Consider the following 12,970-nt stretch of genomic DNA (forward strand, 5'->3'; position numbering starts at 1 on the left):
GAGGTATGACCACGATGCCTTTCTTTGACAGCCATTGCCATTTTGATTTTGTCGAGTTCAACGCAGATCGCGTTGCGCTTTGGCAGGCCTGTAATCAGCAGGGCATTGCACGCTTGTTAATTCCCGGTGTTGCACCGGGGCAGTGGGAAAGGGCGGCGCAATTATGCGAGCAGTATAGCGGCTTGTGTTATGCAGCCGGCATTCATCCGCGTTGGATTGAGCAGCAGCAGTGGTTCCAAAAAGATACTGCTGGTTTGCTTGATGAGCAAACGCAAGAAAAAATCCGTACGCTTATAGGCGATGAATTTTCCCGATCAGCAAAAAGCGCCTCACCATTTTGTGTTGCGGTAGGTGAATGCGGTTTGGATAAATTGATTGCCACTCCTATGGAGGTACAGCAGCAGTTGCTGGCAATTCATATTGCTATCGCTGACCAATTACGCAAGCCGCTGATCATTCATTGTGTCAGGGCGCATAACGAATTAATCGCGCAGTTAAAAAAATCTACCCTACATTCCGGTGGCGTCATTCATGCTTTTACTGGCAGCTACGAAACTGCACGGCAATACGTTGATATGGGTTTTTACCTGGGGGTGGGCGGTTCTATTACTTACGAGCGGGCGCAAAAGACGCGCACGGCAGTAACAAAAATTCCGCTGGAATATCTGTTGCTGGAAACAGATGCGCCGGACATGCCGCTGCAAGGACAACAAGGACAACGCAATAGCCCTGGAAATATTCCGCAGGTCGCACAAGTATTGGCGGAATTGCGTGGAGTCAGCTGCGCCGATATTGCTACAGCGACATGGAACAATACGTTGGCATTATTTTATCGCCAGTAATCCTGGATTTGGTTATTCGCCGATTATGGCGTAGACGTGCGTACGCAATTGCGGCCCTGCGCCTTGGCGACATAGAGTGCCCGGTCGGCGCGCGCAATAAAGTCGGTGGGCGATTCCTGTTTTTGCATCTGCGCTACGCCAAAACTTGCAGTTACCTGCAGGGCTTTGGGCCAATCATTTTCTTCAATGCAGCGACGCAGTTTTTCTGCCAGGCCCACGGCGTTTTCCAGCGTAGTATCCGGGCAGGCCAGGACAAATTCTTCACCGCCCCAGCGTGCCAGTAAATCCTGCGTGCGTGTGTTTTCACTCAATGCTTGCGAAAATGCCAGGAGCACTTGGTCGCCGACATTGTGGCCGTAGGTATCGTTAATTTTTTTGAAGTGATCGATATCGATAAAAATCAGCGAGAGCAGTGAAGTCGAATCGGTACTAAAGTTTTGATTAAAAATAGGCGCCAGGCCATCGCGATTCAAAACGCCGGTTAACGGATCGCGCGTCAATCTCTCTTCTAATTGTTGGTGCTCCTGGTTCAACAGCGTATTGAGTTCTTCCAATTGCTTTTGGCGCTGTTGGTTGCTATGCAATTCTCTTTTTGTTTTCCGCAAGGTATCCACAAAAAATGCGAGCGCGAGCAATGTCCAAACACACAGAAGGCTGAAATAGAGTGTGCGGTCGCTGATGTATTTTCCGCTAATCTCTACTCGCTCGATAACCAGTTGATATACTCCTGGCTTCACGTGTTCACCAGTTGATATTTGCACTCCGCGTACTTCATTAAATTCCGGGCCCCAATACTCAGGCGCGATTTTCCCCTGGCTCAGCCACCAGGTTGGTACTTGCATATGATGTAACTGGATGATTTGCGGATAGCGCTCATGGGTGTTGAATAATTCGATTGCATTGTATTTTAGCGTGTTGGCATCTGTGAGTGTCGAGTAGGCTTTATTAAAGTTAACCAATTGAAAGCGCACACCAAAATTTTGTGGTGTTGAATATTTTGCCCAGAGTTTTGCCTGATGATAATTACTTAAATCTATTCCCCTGCCTTTGGCGTCAATCAGGATAAAGCTAAGCTCGCAGTAGGGCCATTGGTAGTCTGACGGGATAATTTCGCAGTTGAGGACAAAGCTTTCGCCATCGCGTTTTAAGGCGGCAATCGATTTGCCGCCATTATTGCGATCGTCGATGACTTCTACATGAGCACTGTCATCCTGCCCCAGAACCAAGAGCTTTTCCGGTCCATAATTCTGGAACGCAAGCGCGATCAGGGTAACAACAATCAGTAATCCGAGCAGTCGTGCTTTCAGTATGTCGTGCTGGATAGTCATGGTAGGTGCGGTTATTTGTTAATTTTCGCAAGTAAAGCACAATTTTTATCCGCCTGACAGCAGGAGATGAAACTCTATATTATTTTTATAACTATTAATGGAGTTTTACTGCAAACTCATAATGAAGTTTGCAGTAAAAGTTTGTTGGTGTCGAATTATTTGACTGTATTGGCCAGATTTTTATAGATGGCATCCAGTAATCCATCTTTGTCGGTATCGTGTGGCAATTGCCAGAACATCATGCCACCGAGCTTATGGTCTTTTACGTATTTTGCCTTCTCCGTCATTGAACGCTGGTCATCAAACGTGGCAAATATTTTTTTCTCCGGATTGTAGATGCTGGGCGCTTTGGCAACGTCATCCCAGTGGTAGATAAAACCATCAGCCTGATTAAAGCGGATGGGGAACGTTTTAAAATGGGCACCGTCAGTATGCACGCCGGGTTGATATAAGCCATTATTGGTTGCGCTGACTTGCTGCCATACGCGCGCATAAAAGGCAGTGCCGATAACAATTTTTTCCGGCGCTACGCCTTTACGCAATAAAAATTGCACGGCGTTATCGGTGGAGTCTTTTTGTTGTGGAGTGGAAAACAACGCGGTGTGATGGCCGGTATGCGGCGTCGCGCCGTTGACTATGTCGTAGGTCATCAGGTTGACGTTATCCAGCAGCGGCATGATCGCATCCCAATCAACCGCATTTTGTAAAAAATCGTCGAAGCCGCCAGCAGCAAAACTCAATTGGTATTGATTGCCAAATGCAGCGCGCAATTCTTGCACCAAGGCAGTGAAGTTAGCGCGATCATAAGTCGCGTATTTGTGTCCTGGATGTCCGGGGATAGTGGGATACTCCCAGTCCAGATCAATACCATCGGTGTTGTATTGTTTGATAATCGCAAGTGTGGATTGCGCAAATACTTTGCGATTTTCAGTGCTGTTAAAAATATCCGAACAGGTTTCACAACCGCCCCAACCGCCGAGTGACAGCATCACTTTTAAATGGGGATATTGTTGCTTCAGGGCGACCAAACGCTTCAGTGCTTGTTTGTCGGTGTCCGAGTCAAAGCTCAACTGGTTGCCATTTAAATGCAGGAAGCTGTAAATAATATGCGTGAGTTGATTGAAGTTGTAGCGCTGCAAATCAGAGCCATCACCCATGTAATAGGCAATCACTTTGGTAGATGCCGGCGGTGTGGTGTCAGTTATTGTTGTGGCTTTTGTGGTTGGTGCGACTGTTTGTTGATTGCTGCAAGCAGTGAGCGACATGGCAAATACTACTGCAACAATGGAATACAAAAACGATTTCATAAACATCCCTCAAAGGACAAGCTAATGATGATCGTTCGCTAGAGTAGGAAAGTGGTAAGTCTTATTTGCTGTCGTGCAGCATTTGTTGTTTATGGCCGCATTCTAACTGCGACCGGATACAATAAGAGCTTTCACCCGCGTAAAGATTCTTAAAGTTTCGTCTTGCCCCTATAATTGTGCTTCTTCCCCGATTTGAGACTGTCAGTGTGATCTCCCGCGACGATTTAACCAGTGTAGCAATCGCTGAATTAATGGCTACCGCCAATTGGCAGCAGCAGTACCGTTTGATTATCCAATGGGGAAAATTGGTTCGATCGAAGCCGGAAATACGTGTGCCGGCGAATCTCATTAAGGGCTGCGAATTGCCGGTTTGGTTACAACATGAAGAGAGTGCAGGATTACATTACTTTGCGTTTGACTCTGACAGCAGTGTTATCAATGGTTTGGCAGTGCTGGTGTTGACGCTGGTAAATGGCCAGCCATCGGCGCAATTACATGGATTGGATTTGACTGCTCAATTGCATCAGCTCGGCTTTGAAAAGCACCTGACACCATCGCGCAATAACGGTTTACAAGCCATTATTGCGCGCATCAATCAATTGCTGGAAATGCCTTGATTCCAGCTCACCCATTTTCTCGTGTTATTGATCATTGCTGCGCATGTGCGTGAGATAGCGTTCAATGGCGCGCGTAGCAGCGATAAATCCGAATGTCCCCGTCACCATTACACTGGAGCCAAAACCGCCGGCGCAGTCCAGTTTTACACCGTCGGCCAGCGCTTGTTTGTCCATACACACTGAACCATCCGGTTGCGGGTAAACCATTTGCTCGGTGGAGTAGACTGCATCGACGCGAAACTTGCGGTTTCTATCGCGTGCGAAATTGTGGTGGCGATAAAGCTGGGTGCGCACCTTGGCGAGCATAGGGTCGCTGATGCTGCGCCCGAGGTCATCCACTGTAACCGCCTGTGGATCGCGCTTGCCGCCGGAAGAACCGATAGTAATCAGGCGCACTTTTATTGCCAGACAGTAGGCAACGAGGCGCGCTTTTAAGTGCGCTGCATCAATTGCGTCAATGACCACATGGTGGTGTTTGCCGATCAGGGTTTTCATATTGTCCTGATCGATAAAATCCTCAATGGAGTGGATGACCAATTCGGGGTTGATATCGCGCAAGCGCTCGGTGATCACCTGGTTTTTGGGGCGGCCAAGATTGGATTTAAGCGCGTGGGATTGGCGATTGGTATTGGTAACGCAGACGTCATCCATCTCGATTAACGTCAGTTCGCCCACCCCGCAGCGCGCCAATGCCTCCGCCACCCAGGTACCTACTCCGCCCAGCCCGATTACTGCAAAATGTGCATTAGCCAGCGCCGATAGTGCATCCTGCCCGTATAACCGGGCGAGGCCGCCAAAGCGTTGGAGATATTCCGGAGAGACGGGCTTGTTCATAAGAGGCTCTTGAATAACAGGTGGCTCAGCCTATGGGGCTTGGCACACAAGGATACAGCAATAAATTTCGCGGCTTTTTAACGGAGATGCAGTGTAAACGCAAGGTTGGATACCGGTAATTCTGGCGCATTCTGCTACACTCAGGAAGCGTCAGGGGGTTTAATTACGAGTGTTTAATGGCGAGTGCTCCATGAATAGATCGGCTATAGCAACTGCTTATTTGATTGATGATGACAGTATCACCCTCGAATTAATGAGCGGCATTGTAGAACCCATAGGTGTCGAGCCCCAGTGCTTCACTAGTGCCGAAGCGTTTCTGAGTGCCTATGCCCCGCGTCCCTGCGAATGTGTAATTTCCGATATGCGCATGCCGGGTGTCAGCGGTTTGCAGCTGCACAAAACCCTGCAAGAGCGCTACGCGGTGCCGCCACCGCTGATTATCGTAACTGGCTACGCTGAAGTAAGCGCAGCGGTGGAAGCGATGAAGCAAGGCGCGTTTGATTTTGTCGAGAAACCCATCAATGGCCATCAATTTTTGGAGAAGCTGCAAGCGGCGCTTTCGCTAAGCCGCCAACTTCATCAGCAGCGCTTGTATCTTGCTGCGCGGGAAGCGCGTATGGCGCTGCTCACCCCGAAAGAGCAGGAAGTCCTGCAAGCTGTACTCGATGGCCTGCCCAGTAAAGATATAGCTAACAAACTCAACCTGAGTGTGCGCACCGTTGAGAACCATCGCGCCCGCATTATGGAGAAACTGCGTGTTAACTCTGCGTTGGAATTAATGCGCGATTTCATGCAGCCTGTTGCTGCTCGCTAGGGTGTCACCGCGTTTACGCAGGGCACTTGCCGCTTGTCCCTCATCCGGTTCTGGATTGGACCATTCCTGACAAGGTTGTCCTAGGGGTTATTCCTCACGCCAGCTGAGTATTTTTACTCTCACGGCTTTTTTGCCAATCCCCCACACTGGGAACCACTGCAGCCGGTCTTTAAACCGGCAATTCTCTCCCTTGCGTACGTCGCGCTCAGGTTTTAATTCGTTTCACACATAACGCTCTTAACAGTCAAGGAACTACCCATGAACAGACCCTTGTTATCGATGATCCCAACCAGGCAGGTGGCCTAGGATCATGAGTTCACAGACAGAAATCAGCCCATTTGCCTTCCACAAGATTCGCGACTACGTACATCGCACGGCGGGCATTATTATCGGTGCAGATAAAACGTCATTAGTGACCGGCCGCCTGTGGCGCCGTCTGGAGTTATTCGGGCTCAAGAACTACGAAGCCTATTTTGCATATGTATCTAGTGCTGAAGGTGCGCAAGAGCGCAACACCATGCTGGATTTATTAACCACCAACGAAACTTATTTTTTCCGCGAGCCTGCGCATTTTAATTTCCTGCGCGATGAAATTATTCCGCAACAGGGCTATCACAAAATGCGCGTCTGGTGCGCGGCGTCATCCACTGGTGAAGAGGCCCACAGTATTGCGATGGTGTTGTCCGATTCCCTGGGTAAAACCAATTGGGATATTTTGGCTACCGATATTTCCGGCAAAGTATTGGAGCACGCGCGCACCGGCATGTATCGCGCCGAGCGCATCAACCATATCCCCGCTGATTATCTGAAACGTTTTTGCCGCCGCGGCATTGGCGAATATGAGGGCATGTTGGCAGTAGTGCCGTCGCTACGTGCGCACATTACCTTTGAGCAACACAATCTATTGCACGAACGCGCAGGTGATGAGCAATTTGATGTGATTTTTTTACGCAATGTACTGATTTATTTTGATAACGCGACCAAGCAAAAAGTAATCGAAAATTTATTGCGTGCGCTGCGTCCCGGTGGTTGGTTAATCCTGGGGCATTGCGAAAGCCTGCAAGGTTTGAATACTGGCGTAACAACCGTTCGGCCGTCTATTTATCGTAAGCCACAGGCGGCAACGGTATTCAAGCGGTTTGCGAGCTAAAACAATGGGTAGCTATTGATACCTGTAAATTTGCTATCCTGCCGTACTTCGGAGCCATGAAGCGACTTATGATTTCTCTCAACACTTCAACGAACCTGAGCCACGCCGTTAACTTGCATGAAAATATTCATGAGCAAGGAGTGATAGTGGTCGATGACAGCAGCATGCACAGATACAGTGCGCATTTGTGCTTGCGCGCGTTTGGCATAAATCAGGTATATGAAGCGGCCAATGGTAAATTGGCGATGGAGCAATTAGGCCAGCTCACCCAGATTCCTGCCGTGATGTTGCTCGATTTGGAAATGCCGGTGATGGATGGCATTGAAGTGCTGCAACAACTTGCACAACTACCCCATAAACCTGCTGTTGTACTTGCCAGCAGTTCCGATGAAGTTCTTATCAGCGCTGTTGCCACTATGGCAGAAGCCTTGGGTATTACGTTGCTCGGCGCATTTCGCAAACCGGTAAATCCAACCGATTTAGCCGATGCCCTTAATAGTTACAACGCCGGGATCTGTTCGTTAGATACAGTCATCTGCGACCCGGTCGACACAGATATTGAGCAATTAAGGACGGCGCTGGACCGTGCGCGTATCCAGGTTTTCTATCAACCCAAAGTTGAACTTGAATCCATGGGAATTGCCGGTGTAGAAGCATTGGCGCGCTGGAAAAACCAGCAGGGCGAATGGGTTCAACCGAGTGTATTTATTCCACTGGCGGAAGAGCATGGTTTGATCGGCGATTTAACCCTTTCGGTGCTTGATCAAGTGTTACACGATATGAATAGCTGGTGGGAGCAGGGGCAATATATTCCGGTCGCGATTAATCTCTCCGCTAAATCCCTTGTCGAATTTAATTTGGCCAACGAAATTATCCAGCGCGTTATTCGCCAGGGCATTCCTGCACATTACCTTACCTTTGAAATTACCGAGAGTGCATTGGTGGTGGATTTGCCTTCAGCCCTGGCGACAATCAGCCGCTTGCGTTTGAAAGGTTTCGGAATTTCAATCGATGACTACGGTACGGGTTTTTCGTCCATGCAGCAGTTATCGCGTTTTCCTTTTTCCGAGTTGAAGATAGATCGCTCATTTATCCATGGCGCACCGGCGCGGCAATATATGCGCAATATTTTGAAATCGGCTATCGAAATGGGACAGCGTTTAGGAATAACGACGGTGGCAGAAGGTGTAGAGACCGAAGCCGAGCTACACTTGCTCAAAAGCCTGGGTTGTAAACAGGTGCAGGGCTTCCTGTTGGCGCGTCCCATGCCGGGACGCGAGTTAATGGGCTGGGTCGAACAGGATCTACAACGTAAATTAACCATATGCCAAACCTCAAGTATTGGATAAACAAACACTTTCGATTTTTCTCGCTAGTCAATCCCACCCTGTTATCGGCAGCGCTAGCAATAGTGCTGCTATTTTTTTTTACCACCCTCGCATTGCGCCACATCCACGCCAGCCAGGAGCGGGTTATTCGTGCGCATCTGCAGACCTCGCTTAACTCCTTCTCCGAACTGATCACTATCTGGCAGCAGCAAAATCTCGGCGCATTGCAAATGCTGGTGAATTCATCGCAGGGAAAAATTTTGTTGAAGCAAGTGTTGTTGGAGCAGGGAGACAATATCGCAACGCACGAAGCTTTGCGCGAGTGGCTCTATCCGGTATTAGTGGTGATGGGGTTTGATGGATTTTCGGTGATTAACCACGAGCGCATGATTGTGGCAGCGAGTACCCAGTCGTATCGCAAACAACCGGTGCTACTGGCAGAAACGATGGAGGTGTTGGACAAAGCCGCCGCTAAACGTCCGGCAATCTCCCGTCCGGTAGTGGCTGTCCGTCCGCTTGATGGTCCGCGCGGTTTGCAGCCCGCGGGCTCACTGATGCAAAACATGTGTGTGTTATTTGAATCGGAAGTTACCGCGCCCGGTTATTTTTGTCTGCGTTTTAATACGCAATCGAGTTTTTTCCCGATTTTTTTCAAAGGGCGCAATGGTGCTTCGGGCGAGATTTATGCAATCGATAATCACGGTCGTTTTATCACTCCGCCGCGCTTTGGATCGACAAATTTGTCAAGTGCTGAACCACATTGGAATGACTCGCGTATAGGAAAAGACGTAAGAGTTCCCGGCACTGACAGTGCACCTGGACCACTGACAAAAATGGTGGATTTTTTAATTAACCGCGAAGCAGGTTATATCAATATTGGTTACGACGATTATCGTGGCATGTCGGTCGCTGGTGCTGGCCGCTGGATCGATGAAATGGAATTGGGCGTTATCATTGAACAGGATGTACAGGAAGCTATGGCTCCTTATCTGGCATCGCGCAATATTATTATCGGGCTGAGTTTGAGCGCGATTGTGTTAATTGTGGTGTTGACCATGACGGCCATTATTAACCGTCGCCGCCTTGTTGTGCGCGAAGGGCGTTTCCGTTCACTGCTGGATAATTTACCCGCAGCCACACACATGACCTCGATTGATCATCGTTTGTTGGTGGTGAATCCTGCATTCTGTAGTTTGCTTAAGTTAGATAAAAATGATTTGTTAGGGCGCGATATCCATGATTTGCCAGTACCTGCCTGGCTTAAGCCGCTACTGCAAGCTGAAGAACATATTGGCCCTGAGTCCTACTGGAATGATTTCATTACCGAATTGTATGATCCTGATGGGAATCCGCGCTATTACCGCATAGTACGCTTTCCGGTTATTTATACCCAGGAACAAATTCCGCAATCATTTGCGTGCTTATGGATGGATGCAACCGAACAAGTGATTACTGGCCGCCGCGTGGCAGAAGTAAATCAAAACCTTGAGCATTTAGTGAATGAGCGCACCCATGAATTGATGCGCGCAAAAGATGAAGCGCTCGCCGCATCGCAAGTCAAAGCAGAATTCCTTGCGAATATGAGCCACGAAATCCGCACACCATTAAATGCGATTATCGGCCTTGCCCATATTGCACTAGCGAGTAAACCTGAACCACGACAGCGCACCTATTTGGAAAAAATGCGTGGTTCCGGCGAGCATTTATTGCAAGTGATTAACGATATTTTAAATTTCTCGCGCATGGAGGCAGGCAAGCTGGCCCTTGATCATAGCGAATTTTCGATTGACCAATTGATCGATAAAGTCGTCGATTTAATTTGGGAAAAGGCCGCTGAAAAAGGTTTGGAGGTTAATGTTAATATCGATAAAAATATTCCTCCACGCCTGTTGGGCGATTCATTGCGGCTTGGTCAAATCCTTATCAACCTATGTGCAAATGCCGTGAAGTTTACTGATCAGGGCAGCATCAGTATTCGCGTCACCAAAGTGCGCGATTGGCAAGATCGTGTGGAGTTATTATTTGAAGTGGAAGACTCCGGGATTGGTATTGATGCTGGAAAACTGCAAAATTTATTTCAGCCGTTCCAGCAAGTCGATTCATCCAGCACACGACGCTTTGAAGGAACGGGTTTAGGATTGTCTATTTGTAAAAACCTTGCGGAATTAATGAATGCCCGCATTGATGTAAAAAGCCAATTGGGGCAGGGCAGTTGTTTTCTCCTGCGTGTGCAGCTGGAAAAAAATAATCGGCAAGTTGTGCCGGCTAATCTGATTAAGGTGGCGTCTGCGCCAGCCCAATTAGCGCCAATTAATTGCACCGTTTTGGTGGTGGAAGATAATTTGCTGAACCAGGAAATTATGATGTCGCTATTGGAGTCCATGGAGGTAAAAGCACTCTGCGTCGGCTCCGGGCCGGAAGCTATTGCAGCGGTGGAACAACAAGTATTCGATTTGGTCCTGATGGATATCCAATTGCCCGGCATGGACGGCGTTGAAGCTACCGCGCGCATTCGTGAATTGGCTGCGGGCAAACATCTACCGATTATTGCAGTGACGGCGAATGCCCTGCCGGGTGACAAAGAAACTTATTTGGCAGCGGGGATGGATGATTATTTATCCAAGCCCATTGATCCCACCCAATTGCATCAGGTATTGGAACTGTGGGGGCATACTTGCCGCCTCGCCGAAAATCTGGTGCCTAAAGCGAACACCTTTGAATTCTTGCATCATGGTGGAATTGATACCGCGCGTGCATTGCATAACCTTATGAATAATGAAGCCTTGTATCGCCGGCTGCTCGAGCGCTTTGCGCAGGAACGTGCGGGGTTTCCGGCACAGCTACAACATTTGCTGGAAACCAGCCGACCGGAATCACTTAACCAGGTACATTCACTTAAATCCCTTGCCGGAAGCCTGGGCATGAGCCAACTGGAAATTATTTGTTTTAACCTTGAGCAACAGCTTTATGCCGGTGAGCGGGATAACAGATTAGTCACCGAATTGAACAAGGAGCTGACTACAATGGTGGAGTTGGTAAGCCGTTGCTTATTAATAAAACCCTCTGGGTGATTTTTATTCTATCATTGTTGCATTGACAAAAATCGTGTCTTCGGAGGCTTTATGCATACAATCATGGTATTAACCGCTGGTTTTGTATTATTGTTTTTTTGTCTGTTGGTCGCGCGCGCTTTTGCCGGCCCCGGGCTTGCGCCAATGAAACGGGGTGTGCAGGTATTTATCCCGCTCTGGTTTATTGTGGCGGCGGTCAATATGTGGGTGGGTGTTGAACAAGCGGGCTACACCCTTATGGAAGAGCTACCTGTTTTTTTCCTTAATTTTGCTGTGCCCGCCCTGGCTGCCGCATTGCTTTGGTGGCGGTTTACTCATTTTAAAAAAGGGACCTGATAGACATCTATATTTACAATTCAGGCATCACGCTATCAAATGGTCAGGAAAAAATGCCAAAGTTCCTGCGCATGAGCAATCACATATAACAAGCAGCCAATACACCCACCCACAATCGTTCCGTTGATGCGAATGTATTGCAGGTCTTTACCGATGTTCAATTCAATCTGGCGCGACATTTCCTTGCTGTCCCAACTTTTTACGGTATCGCGGATATGGGTTGTCAGGAATTTCGCGAAGTCCGGGGCCATTTTGGTTGCAGCATCTTCCATATGCTGGTTGAGCGATTGGCGCAAACTTGCATCTTCCGCCAAGGTTTTTCCTAACCATTGACCGGCATCGCTGATTTTTTGATGCAGCACGGAATTTTCATCTGCACAATCGCGTTTGAGCCAGTCTTTTAAATCGCGCCAGAGCTCACTCATGTAAGTATTGAAAGCCTCATCATTTTTTAAATAGCGTTTAATCTCTTCCGCTTTTTCAAAAAACTCGGGGTCGCTTTTCAAGCGCAGGATAAAATCTTTAGTGTAAGCATCAAATTTAATTCGCAATTGATGCTCTGGATTTTCATTAATTTCATTCAATAAGCGGCTGGCTGCTTTAACTGCAATGTCGGCGCCGGTTCGTCCAACCCAGCCCGAAGGTATAATTTTTTCAGCAACCGGATGTTCTTCTTTAAGCCAATCAACAATTCCCTCAGCGATAAAGGCTTGGGTTTCTTCCTCAGCTAAAATCGATGCAAATTGATTAATACCTTCGTTAAGTAAGGCCTGATGACGATTATCTTTGGTTAATACCTCCAACAGCATTCCTGCTGATTGGGATAAATCAATTTTATCCAGCATCGTGTGAATGGCTTTGGTCATGAATTTGTGTACGGCGCGGTCTTCAATAAAATCGAGCATACCGGCGGTGACCTTCACCAGATAAGTGCCCATCTTTTTTGCATTCTCAGCAGAACTCAACCAATCTGCCGCTTTTTGTGCGGGGTTATGTTTTTTAATCAGTGCGACAATTGAATCTACATCCAGAAATTTATCGCGCACAAAAATCGCGAGGTTGTCGGCAATTTTTTCTTTATTCTTGGGAATGATTTCAGTATGGGCGGAAACGATGGGAATGGGCACCCGTTTAAAGAGTGCCACTACTGCAAACCAATCGGCTAACGCGCCTACCATTGCCGCCTCTGAAATAGCGCGAATCAAACCTATCCACCAGCGTTCGACAGGTAAAAATAATGTGGTAATAAAAGTGAGGACAGCAAACGCCAGGAAATATAACGCAAGGCGTTTGGTTTTTTTTAATTCAATTTCTTTCGTCATTGAGGATTCACTCTATGCACA

Annotated in this window: 11 protein-coding genes; 7 read left to right on the forward strand and 4 right to left on the reverse strand. The window is 48.0% G+C overall.

Annotated elements, in window-relative coordinates; translation table 11 throughout:
* The first annotated feature begins 14 nt into the window (after positions 1-14).
* Complete coding sequence (locus AC1RJL_RS02525) at positions 15-842, forward strand: TatD family hydrolase (RefSeq protein ID WP_492911175.1); 828 nt, start codon at positions 15-17, stop codon at positions 840-842.
* A 23-nt stretch (positions 843-865) separates the two neighbouring features.
* Here the strand turns inward: AC1RJL_RS02525 and AC1RJL_RS02530 are convergent, their stop codons facing one another.
* Together AC1RJL_RS02530 and AC1RJL_RS02535 are read right to left on the reverse strand one after the other, a co-directional pair.
* The gene (locus AC1RJL_RS02530) at positions 866-2,170 is read right to left on the reverse strand and encodes a GGDEF domain-containing protein (RefSeq protein ID WP_492911176.1); all 1,305 of its coding nucleotides are present in this window, start codon (positions 2,168-2,170) and stop codon (positions 866-868) included.
* 155 nt (positions 2,171-2,325) lie between these two features.
* Positions 2,326-3,477 (reverse strand): glycoside hydrolase family 18 protein, encoded by a 1,152-nt coding sequence (locus tag AC1RJL_RS02535; protein ID WP_492911177.1) that lies wholly within the window; start codon positions 3,475-3,477, stop codon positions 2,326-2,328.
* 206 nt (positions 3,478-3,683) lie between these two features.
* On the opposite strand from AC1RJL_RS02535, the gene AC1RJL_RS02540 reads away from it, so the two are divergent.
* On the forward strand, positions 3,684-4,094 hold the full coding sequence (locus tag AC1RJL_RS02540) for a SufE family protein (RefSeq protein WP_492911178.1): 411 nt from the start codon (positions 3,684-3,686) through the stop codon (positions 4,092-4,094).
* Positions 4,095-4,118: 24 nt separating this feature from the next.
* On the opposite strand, the gene tcdA is transcribed toward AC1RJL_RS02540, so the two are convergent.
* Complete coding sequence (tcdA, locus tag AC1RJL_RS02545) at positions 4,119-4,928, reverse strand: tRNA cyclic N6-threonylcarbamoyladenosine(37) synthase TcdA (protein WP_492911179.1); 810 nt, start codon at positions 4,926-4,928, stop codon at positions 4,119-4,121.
* A 190-nt stretch (positions 4,929-5,118) separates the two neighbouring features.
* Between tcdA and AC1RJL_RS02550 the strand changes: the two genes are divergently transcribed.
* The 5 genes from AC1RJL_RS02550 to AC1RJL_RS02570 all read left to right on the forward strand — a co-directional run bounded on the left by AC1RJL_RS02550 (position 5,119) and on the right by AC1RJL_RS02570 (position 11,627).
* Positions 5,119-5,742 carry a response regulator transcription factor gene (locus AC1RJL_RS02550; RefSeq protein WP_492911180.1) on the forward strand — a complete coding sequence of 208 codons (624 nt, stop codon included), beginning with the start codon at positions 5,119-5,121 and terminating at the stop codon, positions 5,740-5,742.
* A 310-nt stretch (positions 5,743-6,052) separates the two neighbouring features.
* On the forward strand, positions 6,053-6,892 hold the full coding sequence (locus tag AC1RJL_RS02555) for a CheR family methyltransferase (protein ID WP_492911181.1): 840 nt from the start codon (positions 6,053-6,055) through the stop codon (positions 6,890-6,892).
* Positions 6,893-6,960: 68 nt separating this feature from the next.
* Positions 6,961-8,241 carry an EAL domain-containing response regulator gene (locus tag AC1RJL_RS02560; RefSeq protein WP_492911182.1) on the forward strand — a complete coding sequence of 427 codons (1,281 nt, stop codon included), beginning with the start codon at positions 6,961-6,963 and terminating at the stop codon, positions 8,239-8,241.
* Entirely contained in the window at positions 8,217-11,291 is a 3,075-nt protein-coding gene (locus AC1RJL_RS02565) for an ATP-binding protein (protein ID WP_492911183.1), read from the forward strand. Before AC1RJL_RS02560 ends, AC1RJL_RS02565 begins: the two co-directional genes overlap by 25 nt.
* A gap of 51 nt (positions 11,292-11,342) precedes the next feature.
* The gene (locus AC1RJL_RS02570) at positions 11,343-11,627 is read left to right on the forward strand and encodes a hypothetical protein (RefSeq protein ID WP_492911184.1); all 285 of its coding nucleotides are present in this window, start codon (positions 11,343-11,345) and stop codon (positions 11,625-11,627) included.
* 35 nt (positions 11,628-11,662) lie between these two features.
* Here AC1RJL_RS02570 and AC1RJL_RS02575 read toward each other — a convergent pair whose 3' ends face one another.
* Positions 11,663-12,949, reverse strand: coding sequence for a DUF445 domain-containing protein (locus AC1RJL_RS02575; protein ID WP_492911185.1), 1,287 nt, complete (start codon positions 12,947-12,949; stop codon positions 11,663-11,665).
* Positions 12,950-12,970: the final 21 nt, after the last annotated feature.

It is taken from the genome of Cellvibrio sp. GW822-FHT04B05, from assembly GCF_058800985.1.

Bases quoted from the DNA above. Each gene is read 5' to 3' on its own strand.
- AC1RJL_RS02525 (WP_492911175.1), top strand. From the start codon at position 15: ATGCCTTTCTTTGACAGCCATTGCCATTTTGATTTTGTCGAGTTCAAC.
- AC1RJL_RS02530 (WP_492911176.1), bottom strand. From the start codon at position 2,170: ATGACTATCCAGCACGACATACTGAAAGCACGACTGCTCGGATTACTG.
- AC1RJL_RS02535 (WP_492911177.1), bottom strand. From the start codon at position 3,477: ATGAAATCGTTTTTGTATTCCATTGTTGCAGTAGTATTTGCCATGTCG.
- tcdA (WP_492911179.1), bottom strand. From the start codon at position 4,928: ATGAACAAGCCCGTCTCTCCGGAATATCTCCAACGCTTTGGCGGCCTC.
- AC1RJL_RS02550 (WP_492911180.1), top strand. From the start codon at position 5,119: ATGAATAGATCGGCTATAGCAACTGCTTATTTGATTGATGATGACAGT.
- AC1RJL_RS02555 (WP_492911181.1), top strand. From the start codon at position 6,053: ATGAGTTCACAGACAGAAATCAGCCCATTTGCCTTCCACAAGATTCGC.
- AC1RJL_RS02560 (WP_492911182.1), top strand. From the start codon at position 6,961: ATGATTTCTCTCAACACTTCAACGAACCTGAGCCACGCCGTTAACTTG.
- AC1RJL_RS02565 (WP_492911183.1), top strand. From the start codon at position 8,217: ATGCCAAACCTCAAGTATTGGATAAACAAACACTTTCGATTTTTCTCG.
- AC1RJL_RS02570 (WP_492911184.1), top strand. From the start codon at position 11,343: ATGCATACAATCATGGTATTAACCGCTGGTTTTGTATTATTGTTTTTT.
- AC1RJL_RS02575 (WP_492911185.1), bottom strand. From the start codon at position 12,949: ATGACGAAAGAAATTGAATTAAAAAAAACCAAACGCCTTGCGTTATAT.